Source organism: Streptomyces sp. NPDC003035, from assembly GCF_042888285.1.
Taxonomy (GTDB): domain Bacteria; phylum Actinomycetota; class Actinomycetes; order Streptomycetales; family Streptomycetaceae; genus Streptomyces.
Genome location: NZ_JBIAPJ010000004.1, coordinates 670,784 through 696,297, shown reverse-complemented (window position 1 = coordinate 696,297; position 25,514 = coordinate 670,784). Strand labels below are relative to the sequence as shown.

Sequence of the window (25,514 nt, the reverse complement as noted above, 5' to 3'; positions counted from 1 at the left end):
GGCCCGCCGACACCCGCCGGCGACCGAGACCGTCGGCGACCGAGGCCGCCTGCGACTCAGACCGACAGGCCCTTGTCGCGCAGCCAGGCCGCCGGGTCGATGCCGTCGCCACCCGAGGTGTGGACCTCCAGGTGCAGGTGCGGGCCGGTCACGTTGCCGGTCGCGCCGACGCGGCCGATCGTCTCGCCGGTGCCGACGGACTGGCCCACGCTCACCGTCATCGAGGACAGGTGCGCGTACCAGACCTCCGAACCGTCCTCCAGCTCCAGGACGATCCGGTAGCCGTAGGAGCCGGACCAGCCCGCCGAGGTGATGGTGCCGCCGTGCACCGCCTTGACCGGGGTGCCGGTGGGCGCCGCGAAGTCGAGGCCGGTGTGGTAGCCGGAGGACCACATGGAGCCGGACTGCCCGTACGTGGAGGTGAGGGTGTACGAGGAGGTGGGCAGGGCGTAGCTCGCGGCGAGCTTGGCCAGGCGCTCCGCCTCGGCCTTGGCCGCCGCTTCCTCCTCGGCCTTCCGCTTCGCCTCGGCCGCCGCCTTCTCGGCCGCGTCGGCCTTCACCGCCGCCTCGGCCGCGGCCTTCTCGACCGCCAGCCTCTCCGCCTCGGCCTTCGCGGCGGCGTCGGCGGATGCCTGCTGCTGCTCGGCCTGCTGGAGGATGCGCGCGCGCAGCGCCTCGCCGGCGTCGGCGGTGGCCTCGGACGCGGAGCCGCCGTCGGTCTGCGTGGCCGCGTCGGCTTCGGCCGGAACGGTGAGGGAGGCGGTGAGCGGCTGCGGGTTGTTCGTCCCGGAGCCCGTCCCCTGCGCGTCCTCGCCCCCGTCGGAGAGGAGCTCGCCGACGCCCGGCAGTTCGGAGGCGTCCGGGAGGTTCAGGTCGGGGAGGGATATGGAGACCGCGGGCTTGTCCTGGGCGGTGGCCATGCCACCCGCACCGACCGCCGCGATGACACCGACGCCGAGGACGGTGGACGAGCGGGCGAAGCCCGACCGCTGCTTCACGACCCGGTGGCGGCCACCGGAGCGGGACTGCTGACGGAGCGACTCCTCGGTGGGGTTCCACTCCCCCCAGGTCGTGGCGTCGTCGTCCGAACCGGCGGCAGCCGACGCGCCGAACGCTTGGAACCCGTCAAAAGTGTCTTCGGGGGCAGGGGTGTTGGACGCCACGGAGGCGCACTCCTTTCCTTCCTTACCGCCTACCGGGTTAGCTGACGGGTTCGGAGCAGGAAGGTCTCCTACCGGCACGGTCGCACGAGTGCGAAAGTGCCCGATTCACCCCAAGTAGTGGGTCCCCGGTTCCTTTTCAGGATTCGGCGCGTGCGCACGGTGCCGTCTCTTGCGACGGCTGAAACGACCGCGCTGCGTTATCGAACGTTAATAGACACGAGGGCCGGATTCCAAGCCGTTCCGGATGATCATTAACGGGATTGGACAGGTACGGGCCGATTTGGGCCCGCATCCTCGAACAACCAGCGAGACCCGCCAAACTGACGGTGTATCAATTGTTATCGGAGCGGTACGCCGCCACTACGCATGGTCACGGCACCACCGGCATCGTGCGCCGCCGCTCCGGCTGCCCCGCCGCCGGACGGCTCACCGCGAGCAGCGCCATGTCGTCCGTCGCGCCCCCGCCCGTGTACCGGCGGACGTCGTCGACGAGCGCGTCCAGAAGCTCCTCGGGCCCCGGGAAGATCCGCCCGGAGAGCCGCTCGGCGGGATCGTAGAAGTCCCCCGAGGCGTTGCGGGCCTCGGAGAGCCCGTCGGTGTAGAGGAGCAGCGTCGCGCCCGGCGGATACGCGGACTCGTCCGCCCGGTCCGGCCAGGCAGCCAACTCCCCCATGCCCAGCGGCAGCGCCGGCTCGGTCGGCTCCAGCAGCGTCACACCCCCGTCCGCGTACAGCAGCAGCGGCTCGGGATGACCGCGGTTCACCACCCGTACGCGACCGTCGCCGCGCGGGATCTCGGCCAGGACGGCGGTGGTGAACCCCTCGAAGGCGTCCAGGCCGTCACGGCGGGTCCCCTCCCGGGCCAGCGCCCGCTCCAGGCGCTGGGCGACGCCCTCCAGCGACGCCTCCTGCTCGGCCGCCTCCCGGAAGGCGCCGATGACGACGGCGACGGCCTCGACCGCGTCGAGCCCCTTGCCCCGTACGTCACCGACCACGAGCCGTACCCCGTACGGCGTGTCCTGTACGGCGAACAGGTCGCCGCCGATGAACGCGTCCGCCTGCGCCGCCTCGTAACGTGCCGCCACCTGCAGTCCGCCGATCCGCTCGGCCGGCGTCGGAAGGACCGCCTTCTGGGCGGTCTCCGCGATCACCCGGGCCGAGGCGAGGCGCTCGCCACTGCGCCGCACGACCCGGTTCACGAGCAGGGCGAGGGCGGCCACGGTGACGACGGTGAATGTCTCGGTGAGGGAGGGGACATCGGACGCGGTGCCGTTGTAGAGGTGGAGACCGACGCTGGCGAGGATCGCGGCGATGCCGGTGAGCAGCGTCGTCAGCGTCGAGAAGAGCGGGGCCGCGATCAGCGGCGCGGCCGAGAACATCGGGGCCGCCGTGTACGAGGGCGGGGTGGAGAGGTCGAAGACGACACCGCCGAGGATGACGAGCGGGGGCAGGGCGCGGATGAACCGGCGGGCCCGCTCGCCGCGCCGTCGGGGACGCCCGTTCCCCTCACCACCCGCTTCCAGCTGCCCCTGCCCCACCTGTGCTCTCCTGCCCGGTCCGTACACGGCGACGGACGGTACCGCGCCCTCCCCAGGGTGGCGGGAGCCGCGCCGCGTGGCGACCCCCGCTCGGCCGAGTGGGGGACCCGCTCGTCACCACCGCCCCGTCACCGCGTTCGCGACCGACCAGCTCCAGGGCGGGGCTGGACATGGCCCGCAGACGGGTCCATGCGCGCCACCGTCTCGTCACGCATCGTGCGCGTGACCTTACGCGCTACAGGTTCCGCTCCGCGTAGACCTTCATCGCGTCCCGGACGAGGACGGCGGAACCCTCACCGTGCTTGTCGTAGTTCTCGCCGAAGCGCGGGTCGTCGACGTACATCTGGCCGAGGCTGATCAGGTACTCCTTCGACGGCGTCGTGGTGGTCGACAGCCACGCGACGTGGCGCCGCGCGATCGCCTGGACCTCTTCGCTGTCGGCGGCGAGGCCGTTGCGCGCCGCCTGTCCGAAGTCGTGGGCGATGCCGGCCTGCTCGTCCTTGAACGCCTGCTTCCGCTCGGCGCTGAGCGAGCGCCACCAGCGATCGCCCTTCTCGTACGCCTCGCGGCCCCAGCGCGCGGTGACCTCCTCCTCGTACCGCGTGTGATCGAATCCGTCGAACATTTCTTCCGCCATGAGTTCTTCTCCGTTCTCCGTCTTGTGGAGAGTGGTCCGCACGGCCTCGATCTGCCGCCCGATCCGTTCCCGCTCCTGTTCCAGCAGGAGGAGATGGGTGTGCAGGGCGGTGGACGTGTCCCGCTGTCCTTCCAGGACCTCGGCGATGGCGGGCAGGGAGAGCCCGAGCTCGCGCAGCAGCAGGATGCGCTGCAGCCGCACGAGCGCCGCCTGGTCGTAGTACCGGTAACCGTTGGCGCCGATCCGGCTGGGTTCCAGCAGTCCGCGCTCTCCGTAGTGCCGGAGGGTGCGGCTGGTGGTACCGGCCTTCTTGGCGATCTCCTGGATCGACCACTCCATGGGGAAAACGCTAAATCTTGACGTTGCGTAAAGGTCAAGCGGACTTTTCGGGGAGACGACGAAGGCCCGGATCCAGTGAATGGATCCGGGCCTTCGTTGCTACTGAGTAGCGGGGACAGGATTTGAACCTGCGACCTCTGGGTTATGAGCCCAGCGAGCTACCGAGCTGCTCCACCCCGCGTCGGTGAATATGACCTTACGGCATGGTGAGCCGATCCCCTAATCGGTTTACCCGGCACGGGCTCAGCAGCCGCAGTCCTCGGCATCGACCGGGGCCGTCAGCGGGTCCGCCTCCTTCTTCGCGGGGCCCTCCCACGTCTCGTACGGGAAGCCCTCGCGCACCCAGTACTCGAAACCGCCGAGCATCTCCTTCACCTGGTAGCCCAGCTGGGCCAGCGCGAGCGCGGCGCGCGTCGCGCCGTTGCAGCCGGGGCCCCAGCAGTACGTGACCACCGGCACGGACCTGTCGAGCAGGTGCTCGGCCTGCTCGGCGATGAGCGCGGTCGGCAGGTGGATCGCGCCGGGGACGTGGCCCTGGTCCCAGGAGGCGGTGGAGCGCGAGTCGAGGACCACGAAGCCGGGGTCGCCGTCGGCGGCGATGGCGCTCGCGACATCGGAGACGTCGGCGTGGAAGGCGAGGCTGGCGGAGAAGTAGGCGGCCGCGGCGGCCGGGGCGGCGGGCGGGGTGCGAAGTACGGCGTTGACCTGCGCGGTTGTCGTCATGCATGAAAATCTACGGTCGAAGATCACGACGCTGAAGTGGCGATTCCCGGCGTTGGCGCCGATCGGCCGGGGAAATCCGGGCGTTCGGCGGGGGCTGGAAGGGATCTCACGCAGCGGACGGCCGCGGCTCAGGGAAGAGGCTCGTGGCGCCGTCCGGCCGTCACATGTCGCGCCCGTCATGCGTCATCACGATGACGGGCATCAACGAGGAGACACCGATGGACGAGAAGGACCTCCTGGCCGAGCGCTTCCAGGCCGACCGCACCCATCTGAAGGCGGTCGCCTACCGGATGCTGGGCTCGCTCAGCGAGGCCGAGGACGCCGTCCAGGAAGCGTGGCTCAAGCTCAGCCGCTCCGACATCGGCGAGGTGCGCAACCTCAGCGGCTGGCTCACGACGGTCGTCGGACGGGTCTGCCTGGACATGCTGCGCTCGCGCGCCTCGCGCCGGGAGGACCCGCTGGAGTACTACGTACCGGATCCGGTGGTCCGCAGCGGGGACGGCACCCGCGACCCCGAGGAGGAGGCGCTGCTCACCGACTCGGTGGGCCTTGCGCTGCTCGTGGTCCTGGAGACCCTCGGGCCGGCCGAGCGGCTGGCGTTCGTCCTGCACGACATGTTCGCCGTCTCCTTCGACGAGATCGCCCCCATCGTGGACCGCACGCCGGCCGCGACCCGCCAGCTCGCCAGCCGCGCCCGCCGCCGTGTCCACGGCGCGGCGCCGGGCCCCGCCCCGGACGTCACCCGCCAGCGCGAGGTGGTCGACGCCTTCATGGCGGCCTCCCAGGGCGGTGACTTCGAGGGTCTGCTCGCGGTCCTCGACCCGGACGTGGTCCTGCGGGCGGACGGCGGCAGGCTGCTCGCGGCGGCCTCGAAGCTGGTCCGCGGCGCCGAGGCGGTCGTCGACCAGGCGCTCACCTTCGCCCGCTTCCGCCGCGCGTACCGGACGGTGCTGGTCAACGGCGCCCCGGGCATCGTCTCCCTCGTCGACGGCCGGGCGGCGGGGCTCATGGCCTTCACCGTCGTGGAGGACCGCATCGTGGAGATCCAGATCATCGCGGACCCGGAACGGCTGGCGTCCCTGGGCGTCTGACGCCGGTCTATCGTCGGCCCATGACCACCACGGACGACGGCGGGGCCGACGGGGAGCCGGCGGACGAACAGCGCCGCCACTGGCAGGACACGTACACCGCACATCCGGAGATGTACGGGGAGGAACCCTCGGCCGCCGCCGTCCACGCCGCCGAGGTCTTCCGCCGACGCGGCGCCCGCGACGTCCTGGAACTCGGTGCGGGCCACGGTCGTGACGCGCTCCACTTCGCCCGCCGGGGCTTCACCGTCCGGGCCACCGACTTCAGCACGGCCGGACTCGACCGGCTGCGCGAGGCGGCCCGCGCGCAGGGGGTCGCGGACCGGCTCACCACCGCCGTCCAGGACGTCCGGCGCCCCCTGGCGGCCCCGGACGCCTCCGTCGACGCCGTGTTCGCCCACATGCTGATGTGCATGGCGCTGTCCACCCCGGAGATCCACGCCCTGGTACGCGAGGTCCACCGGGTCCTGCGCCCGGGCGGCGTCCTGGTCTACACGGTCCGCCACACCGGCGACGCGCACTACGGCACGGGCATCGCCCACGGCGACGACATCCACGAGCACGGCGGCTTCGCCGTCCACTTCTTCTCGCGCTCCCTGGTCGACGCCCTGACCGAGGGCTGGACCCTGGACGAGGTCCACGCCTTCGAGGAGGGCGAACTCCCCCGCCGCCTCTGGCGGATCACCCAGACGCGGGAAGACGGCCCCTTGGGCTGAACGCCGAAGCGCCCCACCCGGTGGGAACCGGGTGGGGCGCTTCGGTGGAGGTAGGCCGTGTGGGACTCGAACCCACAACCAACGGATTAAAAGTCCGCTGCTCTGCCAATTGAGCTAACGGCCCTCGGCAGGTCACCCCCGAGCATAGCCGCATAGATCCCCGGAGCCGATCGGGTATCCGACACGCCCCGTCCAGACGAAGGGCCCGTACGACACTCATGTGTCGTACGGGCCCTTCCGTGTCAGGTCACACGGTGTCAGCCGTTGCGCTTCCAGCGCGGCTTGTCGTCGCGGCGGCCGAAGGAGCCGCCGGTCGAGCCGGTGCCGCGGTGGTCGCCGCCGCGGTGGTCGTCACGACGGGCGTACGGGCGGTCGCTGCTGCCCGAGCGGAAGCCGCCCGAGGGGCGGTCGTCGCGGCGGTCGCGGTTGAACGGGCGGTCGCTGCCACGGTGGCCGCCGGTCGGGCGGTCGTCGCGGTTGAAGCCACCCGACGGACGGTCGTCGCGACGGAAGCCACCGGAGGGGCGGTCGTTGTCGCGGTTGAAGCCACCCGACGGACGGTCGTCACGGCGGAAGCCACCGGAGGGACGGTCGTTGTCGCGGCGGAAGCCACCACCGGACGGACGGTCGTTGTCACGACGCTCGAAGGAACGGCCACCACGGTCGTCGCGGTTGAAGCCACCCGACGGACGGTCGTCACGACGGAAGCCACCGGACGGACGGTCGTTGTCGCGGCGGAAGCCACCACCCGACGGACGGTCGTTGTCACGGCGGAAACCACCGGACGGACGGTCGTTGTCACGACGCTCGAAGGAACGGCCACCGCGGTCGTCACGGCGGTCGTCGCGGCGGAAGCCGCCACGGTCCCCACCGCGGTCGTCACGGCGGAAGCCACCACGGTCACCACCGCGGTCGCCACCACGGTCACGGCGCTCGTAGTTGCCCCGCTCGTCGCGGAACGCCGGCGTGCGCTCCTCGCGGCGCTCCTGCACCACCGGCTCGGACGCCACCAGGGCGGCGGCGACCTCGGCCTCGGCGGCCTCCGTCACCTCGGCGATCGCGGCCTCCGGGTCCTCGCCACGCTCACGCGCGGAACGGGCGACCAGACGGTCGGCCTCCTCGCGGAGCTCGACGGCGCGGCGGGTCAGACGCTCCAGCTGCTTGGTGAGGTCGGCGACCTCGCGCTCGGCCTGCTTGGCCGCGTTGTTCGCGGAGTCGGCCTGGACCTCGGTCAGCGAACGCGCACCGGTGATCTCGGCGACCTCCGGGTCGAACGCGCCCGCGCTCTGGATGATGTGGCGCGAGGCGTCGACGCCCGCGTCCTCCATCAGCCGGAAGATCTGGCGACGCTGGTGCGGCAGGGACAGCGACACGACGACGCCGGACTTGCCGGCACGGGCGGTACGGCCCGAGCGGTGCAGGTAGTCCTTGTGGTCGCCGGCCGGGTCCACGTTCAGGACCAGGTCGATGCCGTCGACGTGGATGCCGCGGGCGGCCACGTCGGTGGCGACGAGCGCGTTGACGTAGCCCTTCTTGAAGTCCTCGAGGACTCGGGTACGCGCACCCTGGGTCATGCCGCCGTGCAGCGCATCGGCCTTGACGCCCGACTCGCACAGCTGCTCGGCGATGCGGTCGGCGCCCAGCTGGGTGCGGACGAAGATGATCGTGCGGCCCTTGCGGGCGGCGATGGCGGCCGTGACCGGCGCCTTGTCCTTCGGCTTCACGACGAGGACGTGGTGGGTCATGGTCGTGACGTTGCCCTGGGCGCTGTCGACCTCGTGCGTGACCGGGTTGTTCAGGTAGCGCTTGACCAGCGTGCCGATCTCGTTCTCCATGGTCGCGGAGAAGAGCATGCGCTGACCGCCGACCGGGATCTGGTCGAACAGCTCGGTGACCTCGGGCAGGAAGCCCAGGTCGGACATCTGGTCGGCCTCGTCGAGGACCGCGACCTGGACGTTCTCGAGCGAGCAGGCGCCACGGTTGATGATGTCGCGCAGACGGCCCGGGGTGGCGACGAGGATGTCGACGCCGCGCTCCAGGGCGTAGATCTGGTTGCCCATGGACGTACCGCCACAGACGACCTTGATCTTCAGGCCGAGCACGTCGCCGTACGGCTGGAGGGCGTCCGCGACCTGCATCGCGAGTTCACGGGTCGGGGTGAGGATGACCGCGCGGGGCTTCTTCTTCTCGGTGTGGCCGCCGGCGAGCTGCGCCAGGGTGGGCAGACCGAAGGAGAGGGTCTTGCCGGAGCCGGTGCGGCCGCGGCCGAGGATGTCCTTGCCGGCCAGGGCGTCCGGGATGGTCGCCGCCTGGATCGGGAAGGGGGTGGTCACGCCGTTCTGCGCGAGCTTGCGCACGACGCCCTCGGGCAGGCCCAGGTCGCCGAAGGTGACGGTGGGCTCGGCGGCCTCGTCCTCGGAGGACTCGGAGGTGCCGGCGTCGGTGGCCTGAGCGGCCTCGGTCACGTCGGAGGCCTCGGTGGCGACGGTCTCGGTGGCCTCTACGGCCTCGACGATCTCGTCGTTCTCGGGCATGACGGCGTGGTCAGAACTGAAAATGGACATGCGAAATGCGAAACCTTCCGGAGTCTCGGCACGCGCCCGTCAACTCCGTGAAATTCGCAATCGACCGCCTCAATGCGGTCCAGCCACGGCTAGGGAGAGTACGCGCCACACGGCGCTCTTCTGTGTCGGCGCCGGGCAATGGGATCAAACGATCTACCACCATACGCACCCTCCCCCACCTATGGCAAACCGGGCTCCGTCACGCCGGTCCCACCTGCGGCGATGCCTCCGGCTCGGTCTGCCCGCCCGGCCCGTCCGCCGCCTTCATGGCACCCATGTGGGTGTCCGCCCCCGGCGTCGAGGTCGGCGGGTCGGACGGCTTGTCGGTGGGCTCGGCCGTGGGCTCGGAGGTCGGGGTCGGCTCCGGGCTCGGCGTGGGCGTCGGCTCCGGCGGATCAGCCGGCGGGGTGACCTCCCCACCCGGCGCACTGGGCCCGCCCGCCCCACCCGCCCCACCGGGCTCCTGGTCGGGCTTCGGCCTGCTCCCCGGACCCGCGGGCGCGTCCGCCGGAGGCTTCCCGGAGGGCGACGGAGACCCGCTCGGCACCGGCGAGGCCGAGCCGGCACCGTCCGCGTCCGGCCCGCCCTTCCCGGCCGAGCCCCCGACGGTCCCGCCGTGCCGGCCCGACACCCCGACCCCGCCGTCCGACTCGGCCGCCACGCCCTGCTTCCCCGCGGACTTGCTGGGCGCCGGCTTCACGCCCTCGTCACTCACACTCATACAGCCGCTCAGACCGGCGCAGGCGGCGACCGCCAGCGCGGCGGCGGCAGCGGCTCTCACACGGGTGGGCAAAGGGCGCACGGAGGGCACCTCCAGGACACAAGGGGCGGGAAAGCCGGGAAGGGAACGCGTTTCGCTGCCCAACTCCCTTTGTCCCGCGAGGGACACGCCCCCGCGGCAAGAGCCCGCCGAAGCCCTCCACCGGCCCGTCAGCCGTAGCCCAGCGCGTGCAGCCGCTCGTCGTCGATGCCGAAGTGGTGCGCGATCTCGTGCACGACCGTGATCTCCGTCTCCGCGACCACGTCCTCGCGCGACTCGCACATCCGCAGGGTCGGCCCCCGGTAGATCGTGATCCGGTCCGGCAGCACCCCCGCGTACCACTCGCCCCGGTCGGTCAGCGGAGTCCCCTCGTACAGACCGAGCAGGTCGGGGTCGTCCGGCGCGGGCTCGTCCTCGACGAACACCGCGACGTTGTCCATCAGCCGCGTCAGCTCAGGCGGGATCCGGTCCAAGGCCTCGGCGACAAGCTCCTCGAACTCCTCGCGCGTCATCTCCAGCACCCGGCCATTGTCCCCCCAGGGGAAACCGTTTTGGCGATAGCGGTCGGGATCCCATATGCTTCTCACGTCCCCGACGCGCTGAGAAGCGCGCAGGTGAGCCTCTAGCCCTCATCGTCTAGTGGCCCAGGACGCCGCCCTTTCAAGGCGGTAGCACGGGTTCGAATCCCGTTGGGGGCACGCAACATCTGTGCGAGACTGGTGTTCGCACATCGCAAGGTCCTGTGGAGCAGTTGGTTAGCTCGCCACCCTGTCAAGGTGGAGGTCGCGGGTTCAAGTCCCGTCAGGATCGCTGAGGTCAGAAATGATCTCGTGGCTGGGTAGCTCAGTTGGTACGAGCGATCGCCTGAAAAGCGATAGGTCGCCGGTTCGACCCCGGCCCCAGCCACAAACAGAAGGCCCCGTCCATCGGACGGGGCCTTCTTCGTTCTCCTGGACGAAGGCAAGGGGCGGGAGCAGTGGGCGGGCACCCGATCGGCGGAACCGGGTGCCCCCACCCTCAGGCCGTGCGGCTGCGGCCCCGCCATCCCCGTACCGCCAGCACCACCGCCACCACGGCGACCACCGCCACCAGCGCTGCCCAGTCGGGCACCGACCGGCTCACCGACGCCACGCGCTCCTCCACCGCGAACGAACCGTCCACCGACAGCAGCCCGGGCAGGGCCGTCGTGCCGTCGAAGACCAGGAAGAGCGTGCCGAGCACGACGAAGAAGAACCCGGACAGCAGCGAGGTCGTGTGCAGCTCGACGCGGCCGAACCGCAGAGTCCGGCCGCGCAGCCAGCGGCGCCGCCCCAGCTCGTACCGCTCCCAGAGCAGCGCGAGCGGGAAGAGCGGCACCGCCATCCCCAGCGCGTACACCGCGAGGAGCAGCCCGCCGTACGCCGGGCTTCCGCTCAGCGCCGCCACGGTCAGGACGCTGCCGAGGATCGGACCCGCGCAGAAGCCGGCGAGGCCGTAGACCAGGCCGAGGGCGAACACGGAGACCGCCGTCGTCGGGCGGATCCGGCCGGTGACCTCGGCGATACGGCGGGAGGCGAAGCCCATCCCGAGGATCTGCAGCACGCCGAGCACGATGATCACCCAGCCGCCGAGGGTCACGAGCAGGTCCCGGTGCCCGTAGAACAACCGTCCGGCGTACGACCCGGCCGCGCCGAGCGGGACGAGGGTGGTGGCCAGACCGGCGTAGAAGATTCCGGTACGGGCCAGGAGCCGGCTCGTCGAGTCGATCGAGTACGCGAAGAAGGCCGGGAGCAGCAGGGCGCTGCACGGGCTGAGCAGGGCGAGGAGGCCGCCGAGGAGGGCCGCCAGATAGCCGATGTCGGAGGTCATCGGCCGGCCTTCGCCGCCCCGGAGGCCCCGGACGTCCCGGACGTCCCGGACGCCTTCGCCGCCTTCGCCGCCGCGTCGATCGCCTTCGTGAAGGTCTCCATCGGCTGTGCGCCGGCGATCGGCCGGCCGTTGACCAGGAACGACGGGGTCGAGGTGGCCCCCAGCGAGTACCCCTGCTCCTGGTCCTTGCTCACCGCCGCCCGGGCCGCCGCGCCGTCCGTGTCCTTCGCGAACCGCGCGAGGTCAGGGACGCCCGCCTCCTTCGCGAGCGCGGTCAGACGCTCCGTGCCGAAGCCCTCCTCCTTCGCGCCCTCGGCGTACGCCGCCTTGTGGAACTCCCAGAACCGGCCCTGCTGCCCGGCCGCCCAGGACGCCCGGGCCACGGCCTCGGACTCCTCGCCGAAGATCGGGAAGTTCCGCCACTCGATGCGCAGGGTGCCGTTCCGTACGTACTTCTCCACCAGCTCGGGCTCGGTGTCGCGGGCGAACTTCCCGCAGTAGCCGCACTTGAAGTCGGCGTACTCGATCATGACGACGGGCGCGTCGGGCCGCCCCAGGGCCAGCTTGTCGGAGGCGTCGCGGCGGGCGTACGCCTCCAGCTCGGGGTAGACGCCGGCGGACGGGTCGGCGGAGACCTCCGCGACGGCCGACGGTCCGGACGAGCCGGACGACCCGGACGCGGGCTTGGTCGCGGTGTACGAGACGACCCCGAGCAGCACGGCGGCGAGGGCCACCCCGGAGACGATCACGATCGGCTTGGACTTGGACATGCGGAAACGCTCCTGGACGTGGAGGAAGAGGGGTCGGACGGCGACGGCGCTCGGCCCGCTACACGCGCAGGATCGACAGTTCGACAGGGGACGGCGGTACGAGTTCCGGCGGCTCCGGGCCGGGCGCCGGGTCCGTCAGGTCCACGTCCGCGCACCCGTCCCCGCCTGCCGCGCGCTCGCCTGCCAGGGCCGGCAGCAGCTCGCCGAAACCGTTCGGCCGGGGTGGTACGACGGGGCCCGCCGCTCCCTCGTCCCCCGGGTGCCCCTGACCGCAGCCCGGCGACGCGCCGGCCACGACCACGGGGGACGACACCGCCGTCGCCGCCGTACCCGCAGCGCACGCCAGGAATCCGAGCACCACACCCACCAGCGCGGCGAGCACCGCGAGCGCGCGGGCGGTGCGGGACATGGGCGGACACCTCTCGACTCGACGCGTCGGCTCGACGTGCCCGAAATATTACGGGTCGCGCTTCGGGAAATCGGTTCGCCCGTTCTCGGCCCGGGGTGCGATCCTGGATTCCGTATGTCTACTTCCTTCGCCGCCCTCCAGTCCGTCCTGGCCGAGGTCTCGCTGCGGGACGCCCACCGGCTCGGCCGCCGCCTCGAGGGCGCCCGCCGCATCCGCAAGCCCGAGGCCCGTGAGGCCGTCCTGGACGAGATCGCCGCCGAGGCCGGCAAGGCCAAGGAGCGCGTCGACGGGCGTGCCGCACGCGTGCCCGCGATCACGTACCCCGAGCAGCTGCCCGTCTCCCAGAAGAAGGACGCGATCCTGGAGGCGATACGTGACCACCAGGTCGTGATCGTCGCCGGTGAGACGGGTTCCGGAAAGACCACGCAGATCCCCAAGATCTGTCTGGAGCTGGGCCGGGGCGTCCGGGGCATGATCGGCCATACGCAGCCGCGCCGGCTCGCGGCCCGTACGGTCGCCGAGCGGGTCGCGGACGAGCTGAAGACCCCCCTCGGCGAGGCGGTCGGCTGGAAGGTCCGGTTCACCGACCAGGTGAACCCCGACGCGACCTTCGTGAAGCTGATGACCGACGGCATCCTGCTCGCCGAGATCCAGACGGACCGCGAGCTGCGCGCCTACGACACGATCATCATCGACGAGGCCCACGAGCGGTCCCTCAACATCGACTTCCTGCTCGGCTATCTGGCCCAGCTGCTGCCCAAGCGCCCCGACCTCAAGGTCGTCATCACCTCCGCGACCATCGACCCCGAGCGCTTCTCCCGCCACTTCGGCGAGGCGCCGATCGTCGAGGTCAGCGGTCGTACGTACCCGGTCGAGGTCCGCTACCGCCCGCTCCTCGAAGAAGACAGCGAGGAGTCGGACCGCGACCAGATCACGGCGATCTGCGACGCCGTCGACGAGCTCCAGTCCGAGGGCCCCGGCGACATCCTGGTCTTCCTCTCCGGCGAGCGCGAGATCCGCGACACCGCCGACGCGCTGCTGAAGAAGCAGCTCCGCAACACCGAGGTCCTCCCCCTCTACGCGCGCCTGAGCCATGCCGAGCAGCACCGCGTCTTCCAGGCGCACAGCGGCCGCCGGATCGTCCTCGCCACCAACGTGGCCGAGACCTCCCTGACCGTCCCCGGCATCAAGTACGTGATCGATCCGGGCACCGCCCGCATCTCGCGCTACTCCCACCGCACCAAGGTCCAGCGGCTGCCGATCGAGCCGGTCAGCCAGGCCAGCGCCAACCAGCGCAAGGGCCGCTGCGGCCGTACGTCGGACGGCATCTGCATCCGGCTCTACTCCGAGGACGACTTCCTCGCCCGCCCGGAGTTCACGGACGCCGAGATCCTCCGTACGAACCTGGCCTCCGTCATCCTGCAGATGACCGCCGCCGGCCTGGGCGAGATCGAGAAGTTCCCCTTCATCGATCCGCCGGACCACCGCAACATCCGCGACGGCGTGCAGCTCCTCCAGGAGCTCGGGGCGATCGACCCCGCCGAGAAGGATCCGAAGAAGCGGCTGACCCCGCAGGGGCGCAAGCTCTCCCAACTGCCGGTCGATCCCCGCCTGGCCCGCATGGTCCTGGAGGCCGAGCGGAACGGCTGTGTACGGGAAGTCATGGTGATCGCGGCCGCGCTCTCCATCCAGGACCCGCGCGAGCGCCCGGCCGAGAAGCAGGCCCAGGCCGACCAGCAGCACGCCCGCTTCAAGGACGAGACGAGCGACTTCCTCGCCTTCCTCAACCTCTGGCGCTACATCCGCGAGCAGCAGAAGGAGCGCGGCTCGTCCTCCTTCCGCCGGATGTGCAAGCAGGAGTACCTGAACTTCCTGCGCATCCGCGAGTGGCAGGACATCTACGCGCAGCTGCGGACCGTGGCCAAGCAGATGGGCATCCACCTCAACGAGGAGGACGCCCCCGAGCAGTCCGTGCACGTCTCCCTTCTCGCCGGTCTGCTCTCGCACATCGGCATGAAGGACATCAAGGAGGGCGCGAAGAACGAGTATCTGGGCGCCCGCAGCGCCAAGTTCGCGGTCTTCCCCGGTTCTGCGCTCTTCAAGAAGCCCCCGCGCTTCATCATGTCCGCCGAGCTGGTGGAGACCTCGCGCCTGTGGGCCCGGGTCAACGCGAAGATCGAGCCCGAATGGATCGAGCCGCTCGCCCAGCACCTGATCAAGAAGACGTACAGCGAGCCGCACTGGGAGAAGGACCAGGCGGCGGTCATGGCGATCGAGAAGGTGACGCTCTACGGCGTCCCGATCGTCACCGACCGCAAGGTGAACTACGGCCGGATCGACCCCGAGGCTTCCCGCGACCTGTTCATCCGCAACGCGCTCGTCGAGGGCGACTGGCGCACGCACCACAAGTTCTTCGCCGACAACCGCAGACTCCTCACCGAGGTCGAGGAGCTGGAGCATCGCGCCCGGCGCCGGGACATCCTCGTCGACGACGAGACGCTCTTCGACTTCTACGACAAGCGGGTGCCCGAACACATCGTGTCGGGCGCGCACTTCGACTCCTGGTGGAAGCACAAGCGCCGTGAGGAACCGGAGTTCCTCGACTTCGAGCGCGAGATGCTCATCAACGAGAAGGCCGCCGGGGTCACGAAGGACGACTATCCGGACTCCTGGCGGCAGGGGCCGCTGAAGTTCCGGGTGACGTACCAGTTCGAGCCGGGCGCGGACGCCGACGGCGTGACCGTCCACATCCCGCTCCAGGTCCTCAACCAGGTCACGGACGAGGGCTTCGACTGGCAGATCCCGGGCCTGCGGGAGGAGGTCGTCACGGAGCTGATCCGGTCGCTGCCCAAGCCGATCCGCCGCAACTACGTACCCGCCCCGAACTTCGCGACCCGCTTCCTGGACTCGGCCGTCCCCCGGCAGGAGCCGCTGCCGGTCACGCTCGCCCGCGAGCTGCACCGGATGGGCAGGGTCCCGGTCTCCCCGGACGACTTCGACCTCTCCCGCATCCCCGAGCACCTGAAGATCACCTTCCGGATCGTCGACGAGCGGCGCCGCAAGCTCGCGGAGGACAAGGACCTGGAGGCGCTGAAGCTGTCGCTGCGCCCGAAGGCCCGCCAGGCCCTCTCCAAGGCCGCCGCGGCGGCCACGGCGGGCCCGGACGGCTCCGGGCAGTCCCTGGAGCGCTCGGGGCTCACGGAGTGGACGATCGGCACCCTCACCAAGGTCTTCGAGACCAAGCGGGGCGGGCAGCCGGTCAAGGCGTACCCGGCGCTCGTGGACGAGGGCGACACTGTCGCCGTACGGCTCTTCGACACGGAGGCCGAGCAGGCGCAGGCGATGTGGCGGGGCACGCGGAAGCTGATCCTGCTGAACATCCCGGTGAACCCGGCGAAGTTCGCCTCGGACAAGCTGACCAACCAGCAGAAGCTGGCCCTGTCCCGTAACCCGCACGGCTCGATCCAGGCGCTCTTCGACGACTGCGCGACCGCGGCGGCGGACAAGCTGATCGCCGACCACGGCGGCCCGGTATGGGACGAGGAGTCGTTCCGGAAGCTGTACGACACGGTCCGCGCGGACCTCGTCGACACGACCGTCCGGACGGTGGGGCAGGTCCAGCAGATCCTGGCGGCCTGGCAGGCCTGTGAGCGGCGTCTGAAGGCCACCAACAGCCTGGCGCTGATGAAGAACCTGGCCGACGTCCGTGAGCAGCTGGCGTGGCTGATGCCGGCCGGCTTCGTGACCCGGACCGGGCTGCGGCGGCTGCCGGACCTCATGCGCTATCTGGTGGCCGTGGACCGGCGGCTGCAGCAGATGCCGACGGGCGTCCAGCGGGACACCACCCGTATGGAGAAGGTCCACGAGATGCAGGACGAGTACGCCTGGCTGCTCGAGCAGCTCCCGCAGGGACGGCCGGTGCCGCAGGAGGTCACCGACATCCGCTGGATGATCGAGGAGCTCCGGGTCAGCTATTTCGCGCATGCGCTGGGCACGGCGTACCCGGTCTCGGACAAGCGGATCGTGAAGGCGATCGACGCCGCCGCGCCGTAGCCGGGGCCGTCCCGCGGGGCGTCGCCTTGCGCCGGTTCGACCTGACCCTCTGACCTGCTGTACAGTCTTCCTCGCAGCCCCACACAGGCTGCGAGCATGGTCCTGTGGAGCAGTTGGTTAGCTCGCCACCCTGTCAAGGTGGAGGTCGCGGGTTCAAGTCCCGTCAGGATCGCTTTCAGAAGGCCCGCGCCGTTCGGTGCGGGCCTTCTTCGTTGTGTTCCCGTGTATTGACGCCGCCCGCCGGCCCCAGGTACCCAGGCATGAGGGACTCGGGGGCCCACAGGAGGTGGTCGCGCATGGCCGCGGCATCCGCAGCACGTGAGTCGAGGCATGAGATACGCGCCCTGCTGCGCGCCCATCTGGCGGCCGCGTCCCGCTACGGGCACCTCACCCGGCGGTGTTCCGTCTGTCACCGCCTCCTGGCGCTCGCCATCGAGCTGGAGCGCCGCGAGGACGAAGGTCCCACCGACCCATGACCAACGGCGGGTTGGAGCCCGTCCGGGGAGTGGCAGGCTGTTCCTTGGCAAGAGTTGGCCGGTGTGACGGGAGTCACCGAACGGGTTTTCCGAAGTGAGGTATTTAACCCCTCCCTACATGCGCCCCATTTAATATGTGCAATTGCACCGCCCTTCGGGGCGGGTACCGGGACACAAAAAAGATCGCGCTGGACCCGGCGGAGTCCAGCGCGATCGATGACGAAGAGCCTGTTGGGGCAGGCGCCCGTCGGCAGAGCTTGGGGTGGGCGATCCAGGTTGGGGGACCCGGAAATGCCCGGTGGAGCGGGGTGTTGCGCGTACCTCAGGCCTCGCTGCGCTGCTGCGGAATGCCCGCCAGCAGAGCGCGGACCTCAGCCTCGCGGTACCGGCGGTGTCCACCCAGCGTGCGGATGGACGTGAGCTTTCCTGCCTTCGCCCAACGGGTCACCGTCTTCGGGTCCACACGGAACATCGTGGCAACCTCAGCGGGGGTCAGCAGCGGCTCGGCATCAGGGGTGCGAGCGGTCATGAGCGGCCTCCTCGGGAGAACCGAACCTTCTCGGTTCTTTCCTCTAAATTCTGCACCTTGACCCGCGTTGCCCGAAATGGCGGACGCGAGCCGAGTCGGTTATAGGACGAACGGCTTGTCCTCGGCACTACAACTACACCATCCGTCCAGCCACGTCGGCCAAACCGATGGAATTGCCCTCGCAGGTGTTCATCAGCGGCGGAAGTCGATGGACCATGCCATAACGGACAGTCACGCCACTGTGACGATCAGTCACAGAGCGATCGGGAGTCCTCAGACCCCCCATAGAGTGCAATGTCGAGCGTTCCGCCCATAGATGGGCGGAAGGAACCCTCCCCGGACTCCTTGTCCTATTTTGGCACGAGGATGGGTGATGGACGCAAGAGCGCGGTAAGTGCTGTCCGTCACGCTTGAGCCAAAGGCCCGGATCGGGACCTACGTCCCACCGCGGACCACCGACGTCCCCCCAAGGACCCACCGAGGCCCCGCGGCACTCGATGATCATTCTGATCAGTCGGACCCGTCCTGTCGATGATCAATTGGCGAACTGCAGGTTCCGGATCTCCCGCCAGCGCTCCGCGAGCCGGCCGTACGCCTCGCTCGCGCCCTCCCCGTCGCCGTCCCGCAGCGCCGCGAGCCCCTCGGCCACGTCCGCCGCCGACCGGTCCTCCGCGAGCCGCTCCGGCGACAGCGCGTGCACCAGACCCCCGTAGTCCAGCTCCACCAGCGCCCGCGGATGGAACTCCTCCAGCCACCGGCCCACCTCGACCAGACCCTCGGTCAGCGGACCCTCGTCGACCGACTCCCGCAGCGCCCGCAACGCCCGGGCCAGCCGGCGGCGCGCCTGCACCATCGGCGTCCGGTAGCGGAACACCGGCGGCGCCCCCTCGCCCCCGGGGACGTACTCCCGCTCCTCGTCCGCGAAGAGCGTGAACCAGCGCACCGGCACCTGCCAGACCGCCGTACGGATCCACGGGCGGGCGTCCGGGTTCCGCTCCCGCCAGCGCTCATGGTCCGCCGCCACCTGGGCCCGCACCACCGGCGGCAGCATCACGTCGAGCACCGGAGCCGGCAGCGCCCGCTCCGGCCAGGTCCCTCGCGCCTGCCCCAGCTCCTCCAGCGCCAGCCAGCCCCGCAGCCGGGTCCGCCACGGGCAGACCACGACCACCCCGTCGACCTGGGCGACGAAGGCGTCACCGCTCTCGTGGACCGGCACCGGGACCGGCGGCGTCGGCAGCAGGTCCGCCAGCGAGCGACGCAGTTCGTCCTGGGCCGTCGGGACGTCCGCCCGGCGCGCGTACCGCGCCCAGTGCCCCCGTTCCGGCTCGGGGAAGGCCCCCAGCGGCTCGTAGACCCGCAGATAGGAGGCGTACGGGACGAGGACCGAAGAGGCGACCGACATGTCGCGAATCCTTCCACGCACGTACTCCGGGAGGGGGTGATCCTGCGCACTGCGGCGGATCTACGCACGCGTAGGACTTACTCTCTTGCCGAACCGGTCCCGCCACCACCCGCAGGGGGGACCGGCGTAACCGCCGCTTCGTACTTGGGAGTCACCACCGTGACCGATGTGACCGGCGTTCCTGCTGCTGACGTACTGCACACCCTGTTCCAGTCGGAACAGGGTGGCCACGAGCAAGTCGTGCTCTGCCAGGACCGCGCCTCCGGCCTCAAGGCCGTCATCGCCCTCCACTCCACCGCCCTGGGCCCCGCCCTCGGCGGCACCCGGTTCTACCCGTACGCCTCCGAGGCCGAGGCCGTCGCCGACGCGCTGAACCTCTCCCGGGGCATGTCGTACAAGAACGCCATGGCCGGCCTCGACCACGGCGGCGGCAAGGCCGTGATCATCGGGGACCCCGAGAAGATCAAGACGGAGGAGCTGCTGCTCGCCTACGGGCGCATGGTGGCCTCCCTCGGCGGCCGCTACGTCACGGCCTGCGACGTCGGCACGTACGTCGCCGACATGGACGTCGTGGCCCGCACCAACCGGTGGACCACCGGCCGCTCCCCCGAGAACGGCGGCGCCGGCGACTCCTCGGTCCTCACCGCCTTCGGCGTCTTCCAGGGGATGCGCGCCTCCGCGCAGACCCTCTGGGGCGACCCCACGCTGCGCGACCGCAAGGTCGGCGTCGCGGGCGTCGGCAAGGTCGGCCACTACCTCGTCGAGCACCTCCTGGCCGACGGCGCGCAGGTCTGCATCACCGACGTCCGCGAGGAGTCGGTGCGGCGGATCACGGACAGGTTCCCGCAGGTCACGGTCGTCGCCGACACCGACGCCCTGATCCGCGTGGAGGGCCTGGACATCTACGCCCCGTGCGCGCTCGGCGGCGCCCTGAACGACGACACCGTGCCGGTCCTCACCGCGAAGATCGTCTGCGGCGCGGCCAACAACCAGCTCGCGCACCCCGGCGTCGAGAAGGACGTCGCCGACCGCGGGATCGTCTACGCGCCCGACTACGTGGTCAACGCCGGTGGCGTGATCCAGGTCGCCGACGAGCTGCACGGCTTCGACTTCGACCGGTGCAAGGCCAAGGCCACGAAGATCTTCGACACGACTCTCGAGATCTTCGCTCGTGCGAAGTCGGACGGCATCCCGCCGGCCGCCGCCGCCGACCGGATCGCCGAGCAGCGGATGGCCGAAGCCCGCCGCGGCTGATTCCTGACAGGGCCGGCCCGCGGGGCGCTCGTGGGGCCCTCGTGCGGGTGAGCTTTGTAGGTTCACCCCAATCGAGAGATGACTCACCCCGGTCGGCGGGTCGGCCCTCAAGAAGAGGTTAAAATCGCGATTGACCAGCGAGGACGGGGCGCCTCTATGGTTCTGTACCGGGTCATGTGATGCGTGCGGCGTACCGTATGGCCACGGAAGCAGGTACCGTTGAAGCCCTACGGACCGGTCTCTCCACCGAGAGCCCGTTCCGAACCATGAACGCGTGTCAAGACTCTGGGGCCGTCGAGCCCCGTCACCGAGGGGGTCGAGCCATGGGGCGCGGCCGGGCAAAGGCCAAGCAGACGAAGGTCGCCCGCCAGCTGAAGTACAGCAGCGGCGGGACTGACCTGTCGCGTCTGGCCAGCGAGCTGGGCGCTTCGACTTCGAGTCAGCCGCCGAATGGCGAGCCGTTCGAGGACGACGACGAAGAAGACGACCCGTACGCGCAGTACGCGGATCTCTACAACACGGACGACGAGGACGAGGACGACGAGTCCGGTCCTGGCGCGTCGTCCCAGCGTCGCGCTTGACCTCTTAACAGAGCGCTGCTCAACACTGAACCCGGTCCGGGCTACCCGGACCGGGTTTCTGTGCGTGCCGAGTCGGTGGGCGGGCCGGAGCCCACCCACCGTCTCCGATCAGACCGCGTAGTCGCCGACCAGCTCCGCGCCGGTCGTGTGGTCGCCGCGCTCGATGATCTCGCCCGCGACCCATGCCTCGACGCCCCGGTCCTCCAGGGTCGCCAGGGCGACCCCCACGGACTCGGCCGGCACGACGGCCATCATGCCGACGCCCATGTTCAGGGTCTTCTCCAGCTCCAGCCGCTCGACCTGTCCGGCCTTGCCGACCAGGTCGAAGATCGCGCCCGGGGTCCAGGTCGACCGGTCGACCGTGGCGTGCAGCCCGTCCGGGATCACCCGGGCCAGGTTGGCGGCGAGGCCACCACCGGTGATGTGGCTGAAGGCGTGCACCTCGGCGGTCCGGGTGAGCGCCAGGCAGTCCAGCGAATAGATCTTGGTGGGCTCCAGGAGCTCCTCGCCCAGGGTCCGGCCGAGCTCCTCGACACGCTGGTCGAGGGTCATGCCGGCGCGGTCGAAGACCACGTGCCGGACGAGTGAGTACCCGTTGGAGTGAAGGCCGGAGGACTCCATCGCGATGACGGCGTCACCCGTACGGATGCGATCCGGGCCGAGCAGACGGTCCGCCTCCACCACGCCCGTACCGGCGCCGGCGACGTCGAAGTCGTCCGGGCCGAGGAGCCCGGGGTGCTCGGCGGTCTCGCCGCCGACCAGGGCGCAGCCGGCCAGGACGCAGCCCTCGGCGATGCCCTTGACGATCGAGGCGACCCGCTCGGGGTGGACCTTGCCGACGCAGATGTAGTCGGTCATGAAGAGCGGCTCGGCGCCGCAGACGACGATGTCGTCCATGACCATCGCGACCAGGTCGTGGCCGATGGTGTCGTACACGCCCATCTGACGGGCGATGTCGACCTTCGTGCCCACGCCGTCGGTGGCGGAGGCCAGCAGCGGACGCTCGTAGCGCTTGAAGGCGGAGGCGTCGAAGAGACCGGCGAAACCGCCGAGGCCGCCGAGGCCCGCGACCTCCGCGCGCTGCGTCTTCTTCACCCACTTCTTCATGAGCTCGACTGCGCGGTCGCCCGCTTCGATGTCGACGCCCGCGCTCGCGTAGCTGGCACCAGTGGTCTCAGTCATGTGGCTGAAGAACTTTCGTGTCGTACTGCGGGGTGTGCAGCGGGGTCTTACGGGCGGCGCAGGGCGTCGGAGGCCGCGGTCGCGGCGGGGCCGGCGGCCAGCTCGGTCTCCAGGAGCTGCTTGCCGAGCAGCTCGGGGTCCGGAAGCTCCATCGGGTACTCGCCGTCGAAGCAGGCCCGGCAGAGGTTCGGCTTCTGGATCGTGGTCGCCTCGATCATCCCGTCGAGGGAGATGTACGAGAGGGAGTCCGCGCCGAGCGACTTGCCGATCTCGTCGACCGACATGCCGTTGGCGATCAGCTCCGCGCGGGTGGCGAAGTCGATGCCGAAGAAGCACGGCCACTTCACGGGCGGGGAGGAGATCCGGATGTGGACCTCGGCGGCGCCCGCCTCGCGGAGCATCCGGACGAGGGCGCGCTGGGTGTTGCCGCGGACGATCGAGTCGTCGACGACCACGAGCTTCTTCCCCTTGATGACTTCCTTCAGGGGGTTCAGCTTCAGCCGGATGCCCAGCTGGCGGATGGTCTGGGAGGGCTGGATGAACGTACGTCCGACGTACGCGTTCTTCACCAGGCCCGCACCGAAGGGGATGCCGCTGGCCTCGGCGTAGCCGATCGCGGCCGGGGTGCCGGATTCCGGCGTCGCTATGACGAGATCCGCCTCGACCGGGGCCTCCTTGGCGAGGCGACGGCCCATCTCCACGCGGGAGAGGTAGACGTTGCGGCCGGCGATGTCCGTGTCCGGGCGGGCCAGGTACACGTACTCGAAGACACAGCCCTTGGGCTTCGCTTCCGCGAATCGCGAGGTGCGGATGCCGTTCTCGTCGATCGCGATCATCTCGCCCGGCTCGACCTCGCGGACGAAGCTGGCGCCGCAGATGTCGAGGGCGGCGGACTCGGAGGCGACGACCCAGCCGCGCTCGAGACGGCCGAGGACCAGCGGGCGGATGCCCTGCGGGTCGCGGGCCGCGTAGAGCGTGTGCTCGTCCATGAAGACGAGGGAGAAGGCGCCCTTGACCTCGGGGAGGATCTTCGCGGCGCCCTGCTCGATCGTGAGCGGCTTGCCGTCCTCGTCGACCTGGGCGGCGAGGAGCGCCGTCAGGAGGTCGGTGTCGTTGGTGGCCGCCACACGAGTGGTGCGGCCTTCCTGCTTCGGCAGGTCGGCGACCATCTCGGCGAGCTGAGCCGTGTTCACCAGGTTGCCGTTGTGGCCGAGCGCGATCGAGCCGTGGGCGGTCGCCCGGAACGTCGGCTGCGCGTTCTCCCACACGGAGGCCCCGGTGGTCGAGTAGCGGGCGTGACCGACCGCGATATGACCCTGGAGGGAACCGAGAGAGGTCTCGTCGAAGACCTGGGACACGAGGCCCATGTCCTTGAAGACGAGGATCTGGGAGCCGTTGCTGACCGCGATTCCCGCGGATTCCTGGCCCCGATGCTGGAGGGCGTAGAGCCCGAAGTACGTGAGCTTTGCGACCTCTTCACCCGGAGCCCAGACACCGAAGACGCCGCAAGCGTCCTGGGGGCCCTTCTCGCCGGGAAGCAGATCGTGATTGAGTCGACCGTCACCACGTGGCACGTCTCCGAGTGTAGGCGAGGTCGACCACTGGTCCGAATTGGGGAAATCCAGGACCCGTCCGAGTGGTGTGATCGCACAAACTGATCCAGTGACGTGCGTAGACACCCTTTCGCCTAGGCGGGACCGGGCCCCTGCCGACTTGGGCACCGACAAGCGCACGCTCGTACGGCACGGCCGGGAGCCGTTCAGTGTGACGCAGTTCGCACGGGATGCGCCCGCGGACCCCCTACTTCTTGGCGGCGGACGCGCTGGGAGCGGCGGTCGCGGCGAAGCCCTTGCCCTCGGCGTTGACGAGCGACAGGCCGCGGTGGCGCAGCTCGTACGTCGCCGATCCGCCGAAGACCTCGTACACCTGGGTCTCCAGGTCCATCTCCGGGCCACTGCACATCATGCGGGTGGTGGTGATCTGGCCGAAGGTCACCGTCCGGCCGGAGATCTCGGCCGTGGTGGAGAACCTGTTGCAGCCGAGGCTGCCCCTGACCTTGCCGTCCTTGTCGATGACGAAGTGCGCCTTGCCCTCCGTGCCCTTGGGCAGGGAGGCGGCGGTGTCGCCGGAGAGGAGGGAGTCGACGGTCCAGGTGGTGCCGTTCAGCGGAACGGGCGGAATGTTCGACAGGGCGACGACCGTCCTGCCGTCGGGGGCGGTGAGGGTGAGCGCGTCGCCGGCGAGCCTGGCCTTGAGCTTCCCCGTGAACGCCTTGTGGAAGGCCGTCTCGAAGTCCATGGCGTCGCAGGCCATCTCGGTGGTCTCGCCGAGGGCGACCTGAAGGGTGTCGCCGTCGACGGTGACCGTGCCGCCGAAGTGGTTGCAGCCGGAGTTGCCCTTCGCCCGGCCGCTCTTGTCGATCTCGACATAGGTGCCGGCGGGGGCCTGGGCCTTCCTGCCGTCGACGGTCAGACTGTCCACGGCCCAGTGGACCCCTGTGACCGGCACGTCCGGGGCGACCGTGCCCGCGCCGGTATCCGACCCGGCCTTCTCGGTGCCACAGGCGGCGAGGACGAGGAGCGAGGCCACGGCTGCGGTGGCTGCGGTGGTACGTGTCTTCAGCATGGGGATGGGACGGGCGAACGGTACGGGCGGTTCCGTACGGAGCCGGTCCGTCACCCCATCAGCGGCAGCAGGGCGGCGAGGTCCGCCCGCTCCCCGCTCGCGCCGACCCGGGCCGCGTCCAGCTCTTGCGCCCACCGCGCCCGGCCGGTCGCCAGCCGGATCCAGGTCAAGGGGTCCGTCTCGACGACGTTGGGCGGGGTGCCCCGGGTGTGCCGGGGGCCCTCCACGCACTGCACCACCGCGAAGGGCGGGACCCGCACCTCGACCGCCCCGCCCGGGGCCTTCACGGCGAGTGCGTCGGCGAGGAGGCGGGTGCAGGCGGCCAGGGCCTGCCGGTCGTACGGGATGTCGAGGCCGGTCGCCGCGTTCAGGTCGTCGGTGTGGACGATCAGCTCGACGGTGCGGGTGACCAGGTGGTCGCCGAGGCGCATGGCACCGAAGCGCGTCGGGACGAGGCGCTCGTCCGGCACGCCGGCGATCCGCTCCTCGAACCCCGCCGCCGTCCGCGCGTACAGGCCGGGCAGATCGCCCGTGTCGATCGCCCGGGTGTCCTCGTCGATCGTCGCGGCGGCCGTCGCGGTCGCCGCGGGCCAGTCCACCAGCGCGAGTTCGAGCTTCGCCGGCTCGGGTTCCGAGAGCTTGCGCACGACCGAGCCGAGCACCATCGTGATGTGCCCCGCGAGATCCCGTACGGTCCACTCCCCCAGCCGGGTCGGCCCGTCGAGCTGCTCGGGAGAGAGCGTCACCACCGCCTCCCGTACATGCTCGAACTGGGTGAGCACGGCGGCCCGGATCTTGGCGGAGTCGTAGCTGCGGGTGCGCTTCTTGGCCGGTGGCATGGGGGCGAGCGTAGTCGGA

22 protein-coding genes, 6 tRNA genes and 1 riboswitch are annotated in these 25,514 nt (G+C 70.5%); of the genes, 10 read left to right on the top strand and 18 right to left on the bottom strand.

The window, feature by feature from the left end:
* Positions 1-56 precede the first annotated feature (56 nt).
* The 5 genes from ACFYV5_RS16540 to ACFYV5_RS16520 all read right to left on the bottom strand — a co-directional run bounded on the left by ACFYV5_RS16540 (position 57) and on the right by ACFYV5_RS16520 (position 4,399).
* Positions 57-1,163: a M23 family metallopeptidase gene (locus ACFYV5_RS16540; protein WP_389168897.1), complete on the bottom strand. Its 1,107-nt coding sequence runs from the start codon at positions 1,161-1,163 to the stop codon at positions 57-59.
* 11 nt (positions 1,164-1,174) lie between these two features.
* Positions 1,175-1,322, bottom strand: a riboswitch (cyclic di-AMP (ydaO/yuaA leader).
* Between the two features lie 211 nt (positions 1,323-1,533).
* On the bottom strand, positions 1,534-2,727 hold the full coding sequence (locus tag ACFYV5_RS16535) for a PP2C family protein-serine/threonine phosphatase (RefSeq protein WP_389168895.1): 1,194 nt from the start codon (positions 2,725-2,727) through the stop codon (positions 1,534-1,536).
* A 208-nt stretch (positions 2,728-2,935) separates the two neighbouring features.
* Positions 2,936-3,676 carry a MerR family transcriptional regulator gene (locus ACFYV5_RS16530; RefSeq protein ID WP_389168893.1) on the bottom strand — a complete coding sequence of 247 codons (741 nt, stop codon included), beginning with the start codon at positions 3,674-3,676 and terminating at the stop codon, positions 2,936-2,938.
* Between the two features lie 107 nt (positions 3,677-3,783).
* A tRNA-Met gene (locus ACFYV5_RS16525) sits at positions 3,784-3,857 on the bottom strand.
* Positions 3,858-3,919: 62 nt separating this feature from the next.
* On the bottom strand, positions 3,920-4,399 hold the full coding sequence (locus ACFYV5_RS16520) for a rhodanese-like domain-containing protein (RefSeq protein WP_389168891.1): 480 nt from the start codon (positions 4,397-4,399) through the stop codon (positions 3,920-3,922).
* A gap of 218 nt (positions 4,400-4,617) precedes the next feature.
* Here ACFYV5_RS16520 and sigJ point away from each other — a divergent pair, with 218 nt between their 5' ends.
* Both sigJ and ACFYV5_RS16510 read left to right on the top strand, forming a co-directional pair.
* Positions 4,618-5,490, top strand: a complete 873-nt coding sequence (sigJ, locus tag ACFYV5_RS16515; protein ID WP_355110954.1) for an RNA polymerase sigma factor SigJ — start codon at positions 4,618-4,620, stop codon at positions 5,488-5,490.
* A 20-nt stretch (positions 5,491-5,510) separates the two neighbouring features.
* Positions 5,511-6,203 (top strand): class I SAM-dependent methyltransferase, encoded by a 693-nt coding sequence (locus tag ACFYV5_RS16510; RefSeq protein WP_389168889.1) that lies wholly within the window; start codon positions 5,511-5,513, stop codon positions 6,201-6,203.
* Between the two features lie 51 nt (positions 6,204-6,254).
* Here the strand turns inward: ACFYV5_RS16510 and ACFYV5_RS16505 are convergent.
* The 4 genes from ACFYV5_RS16505 to ACFYV5_RS16490 all read right to left on the bottom strand — a co-directional run bounded on the left by ACFYV5_RS16505 (position 6,255) and on the right by ACFYV5_RS16490 (position 10,048).
* A tRNA-Lys gene (locus tag ACFYV5_RS16505) sits at positions 6,255-6,327 on the bottom strand.
* A gap of 133 nt (positions 6,328-6,460) precedes the next feature.
* Positions 6,461-8,767: a DEAD/DEAH box helicase gene (locus ACFYV5_RS16500; protein WP_389168887.1), complete on the bottom strand. Its 2,307-nt coding sequence runs from the start codon at positions 8,765-8,767 to the stop codon at positions 6,461-6,463.
* Between the two features lie 199 nt (positions 8,768-8,966).
* Positions 8,967-9,548 (bottom strand): hypothetical protein, encoded by a 582-nt coding sequence (locus ACFYV5_RS16495; protein WP_389168885.1) that lies wholly within the window; start codon positions 9,546-9,548, stop codon positions 8,967-8,969.
* A 149-nt stretch (positions 9,549-9,697) separates the two neighbouring features.
* Positions 9,698-10,048 carry a metallopeptidase family protein gene (locus ACFYV5_RS16490; RefSeq protein WP_389168884.1) on the bottom strand — a complete coding sequence of 117 codons (351 nt, stop codon included), beginning with the start codon at positions 10,046-10,048 and terminating at the stop codon, positions 9,698-9,700.
* Positions 10,049-10,152: 104 nt separating this feature from the next.
* Between ACFYV5_RS16490 and ACFYV5_RS16485 the strand changes: the two genes are divergently transcribed.
* The 3 genes from ACFYV5_RS16485 (at position 10,153) to ACFYV5_RS16475 (ending at position 10,433) form a co-directional block, all read left to right on the top strand.
* Positions 10,153-10,225 (top strand) — tRNA-Glu (locus ACFYV5_RS16485).
* A 38-nt stretch (positions 10,226-10,263) separates the two neighbouring features.
* Positions 10,264-10,337, top strand: a tRNA-Asp gene (locus ACFYV5_RS16480).
* A gap of 22 nt (positions 10,338-10,359) precedes the next feature.
* Positions 10,360-10,433, top strand: a tRNA-Phe gene (locus tag ACFYV5_RS16475).
* A gap of 111 nt (positions 10,434-10,544) precedes the next feature.
* Here the strand turns inward: ACFYV5_RS16475 and ACFYV5_RS16470 are convergent.
* Genes ACFYV5_RS16470 through ACFYV5_RS16460 form a run of 3 tightly spaced genes read right to left on the bottom strand, consistent with a single transcriptional unit; the run spans position 10,545 to position 12,554 of the window.
* Positions 10,545-11,375 (bottom strand): cytochrome c biogenesis CcdA family protein, encoded by an 831-nt coding sequence (locus ACFYV5_RS16470; RefSeq protein ID WP_389168882.1) that lies wholly within the window; start codon positions 11,373-11,375, stop codon positions 10,545-10,547.
* Positions 11,372-12,145: a DsbA family protein gene (locus tag ACFYV5_RS16465; protein WP_389168880.1), complete on the bottom strand. Its 774-nt coding sequence runs from the start codon at positions 12,143-12,145 to the stop codon at positions 11,372-11,374. The genes ACFYV5_RS16470 and ACFYV5_RS16465 overlap by 4 nt, the downstream gene beginning before the upstream one ends.
* A 58-nt stretch (positions 12,146-12,203) precedes the next feature.
* Positions 12,204-12,554, bottom strand: a complete 351-nt coding sequence (locus tag ACFYV5_RS16460; RefSeq protein WP_389168878.1) for a hypothetical protein — start codon at positions 12,552-12,554, stop codon at positions 12,204-12,206.
* A gap of 114 nt (positions 12,555-12,668) precedes the next feature.
* Here ACFYV5_RS16460 and hrpA point away from each other — a divergent pair, with 114 nt between their 5' ends.
* The 3 genes from hrpA (at position 12,669) to ACFYV5_RS16445 (ending at position 17,083) form a co-directional block, all read left to right on the top strand.
* Positions 12,669-16,607 carry an ATP-dependent RNA helicase HrpA gene (hrpA, locus tag ACFYV5_RS16455; RefSeq protein ID WP_389168876.1) on the top strand — a complete coding sequence of 1,313 codons (3,939 nt, stop codon included), beginning with the start codon at positions 12,669-12,671 and terminating at the stop codon, positions 16,605-16,607.
* Positions 16,608-16,705: 98 nt separating this feature from the next.
* A tRNA-Asp gene (locus tag ACFYV5_RS16450) sits at positions 16,706-16,779 on the top strand.
* A 124-nt stretch (positions 16,780-16,903) separates the two neighbouring features.
* Positions 16,904-17,083, top strand: coding sequence for a DUF6274 family protein (locus ACFYV5_RS16445; protein WP_355110938.1), 180 nt, complete (start codon positions 16,904-16,906; stop codon positions 17,081-17,083).
* Positions 17,084-17,405: 322 nt separating this feature from the next.
* Here the strand turns inward: ACFYV5_RS16445 and bldC are convergent, their stop codons facing one another.
* The gene (bldC, locus tag ACFYV5_RS16440) at positions 17,406-17,612 is read right to left on the bottom strand and encodes a developmental transcriptional regulator BldC (protein WP_003949541.1); all 207 of its coding nucleotides are present in this window, start codon (positions 17,610-17,612) and stop codon (positions 17,406-17,408) included.
* 535 nt (positions 17,613-18,147) lie between these two features.
* Positions 18,148-19,014 (bottom strand): hypothetical protein, encoded by an 867-nt coding sequence (locus tag ACFYV5_RS16435; protein ID WP_389168874.1) that lies wholly within the window; start codon positions 19,012-19,014, stop codon positions 18,148-18,150.
* Positions 19,015-19,173: 159 nt separating this feature from the next.
* Between ACFYV5_RS16435 and ACFYV5_RS16430 the strand changes: the two genes are divergently transcribed.
* Complete coding sequence (locus ACFYV5_RS16430) at positions 19,174-20,268, top strand: Leu/Phe/Val dehydrogenase (protein WP_389168872.1); 1,095 nt, start codon at positions 19,174-19,176, stop codon at positions 20,266-20,268.
* Between the two features lie 323 nt (positions 20,269-20,591).
* A complete protein-coding gene (locus ACFYV5_RS16425) occupies positions 20,592-20,849 on the top strand; it encodes a DUF3073 domain-containing protein (protein ID WP_158988715.1) in 258 nt (85 codons plus the stop codon).
* Between the two features lie 108 nt (positions 20,850-20,957).
* On the opposite strand, the gene purM is transcribed toward ACFYV5_RS16425, so the two are convergent.
* The 4 genes from purM to ACFYV5_RS16405 all read right to left on the bottom strand — a co-directional run bounded on the left by purM (position 20,958) and on the right by ACFYV5_RS16405 (position 25,495).
* Complete coding sequence (gene purM / locus ACFYV5_RS16420; RefSeq protein WP_389168870.1) at positions 20,958-22,031, bottom strand: phosphoribosylformylglycinamidine cyclo-ligase; 1,074 nt, start codon at positions 22,029-22,031, stop codon at positions 20,958-20,960.
* A gap of 47 nt (positions 22,032-22,078) precedes the next feature.
* Complete coding sequence (gene purF, locus ACFYV5_RS16415) at positions 22,079-23,605, bottom strand: amidophosphoribosyltransferase (protein ID WP_355110931.1); 1,527 nt, start codon at positions 23,603-23,605, stop codon at positions 22,079-22,081.
* Positions 23,606-23,831: 226 nt separating this feature from the next.
* On the bottom strand, positions 23,832-24,656 hold the full coding sequence (locus tag ACFYV5_RS16410; RefSeq protein ID WP_389168868.1) for an META domain-containing protein: 825 nt from the start codon (positions 24,654-24,656) through the stop codon (positions 23,832-23,834).
* A gap of 50 nt (positions 24,657-24,706) precedes the next feature.
* Entirely contained in the window at positions 24,707-25,495 is a 789-nt protein-coding gene (locus ACFYV5_RS16405; RefSeq protein ID WP_389168866.1) for a sterol carrier family protein, read from the bottom strand.
* Between the last annotated feature and the right edge of the window lie 19 nt (positions 25,496-25,514).

Coding starts and splice junctions, on each gene's coding strand:
- ACFYV5_RS16530 (WP_389168893.1), bottom strand. CDS start 3,676: ATGGAGTGGTCGATCCAGGAGATCGCCAAGAAGGCCGGTACCACCAGC.
- ACFYV5_RS16520 (WP_389168891.1), bottom strand. CDS start 4,399: ATGACGACAACCGCGCAGGTCAACGCCGTACTTCGCACCCCGCCCGCC.
- sigJ (WP_355110954.1), top strand. CDS start 4,618: ATGGACGAGAAGGACCTCCTGGCCGAGCGCTTCCAGGCCGACCGCACC.
- ACFYV5_RS16510 (WP_389168889.1), top strand. CDS start 5,511: ATGACCACCACGGACGACGGCGGGGCCGACGGGGAGCCGGCGGACGAA.
- ACFYV5_RS16500 (WP_389168887.1), bottom strand. CDS start 8,767: ATGTCCATTTTCAGTTCTGACCACGCCGTCATGCCCGAGAACGACGAG.
- ACFYV5_RS16470 (WP_389168882.1), bottom strand. CDS start 11,375: ATGACCTCCGACATCGGCTATCTGGCGGCCCTCCTCGGCGGCCTCCTC.
- ACFYV5_RS16465 (WP_389168880.1), bottom strand. CDS start 12,145: ATGTCCAAGTCCAAGCCGATCGTGATCGTCTCCGGGGTGGCCCTCGCC.
- ACFYV5_RS16460 (WP_389168878.1), bottom strand. CDS start 12,554: ATGTCCCGCACCGCCCGCGCGCTCGCGGTGCTCGCCGCGCTGGTGGGT.
- hrpA (WP_389168876.1), top strand. CDS start 12,669: ATGTCTACTTCCTTCGCCGCCCTCCAGTCCGTCCTGGCCGAGGTCTCG.
- ACFYV5_RS16445 (WP_355110938.1), top strand. CDS start 16,904: ATGGCCGCGGCATCCGCAGCACGTGAGTCGAGGCATGAGATACGCGCC.
- bldC (WP_003949541.1), bottom strand. CDS start 17,612: ATGACCGCTCGCACCCCTGATGCCGAGCCGCTGCTGACCCCCGCTGAG.
- ACFYV5_RS16435 (WP_389168874.1), bottom strand. CDS start 19,014: ATGTCGGTCGCCTCTTCGGTCCTCGTCCCGTACGCCTCCTATCTGCGG.
- ACFYV5_RS16425 (WP_158988715.1), top strand. CDS start 20,592: ATGGGGCGCGGCCGGGCAAAGGCCAAGCAGACGAAGGTCGCCCGCCAG.
- purM (WP_389168870.1), bottom strand. CDS start 22,031: ATGACTGAGACCACTGGTGCCAGCTACGCGAGCGCGGGCGTCGACATC.
- ACFYV5_RS16410 (WP_389168868.1), bottom strand. CDS start 24,656: ATGCTGAAGACACGTACCACCGCAGCCACCGCAGCCGTGGCCTCGCTC.
- ACFYV5_RS16405 (WP_389168866.1), bottom strand. CDS start 25,495: ATGCCACCGGCCAAGAAGCGCACCCGCAGCTACGACTCCGCCAAGATC.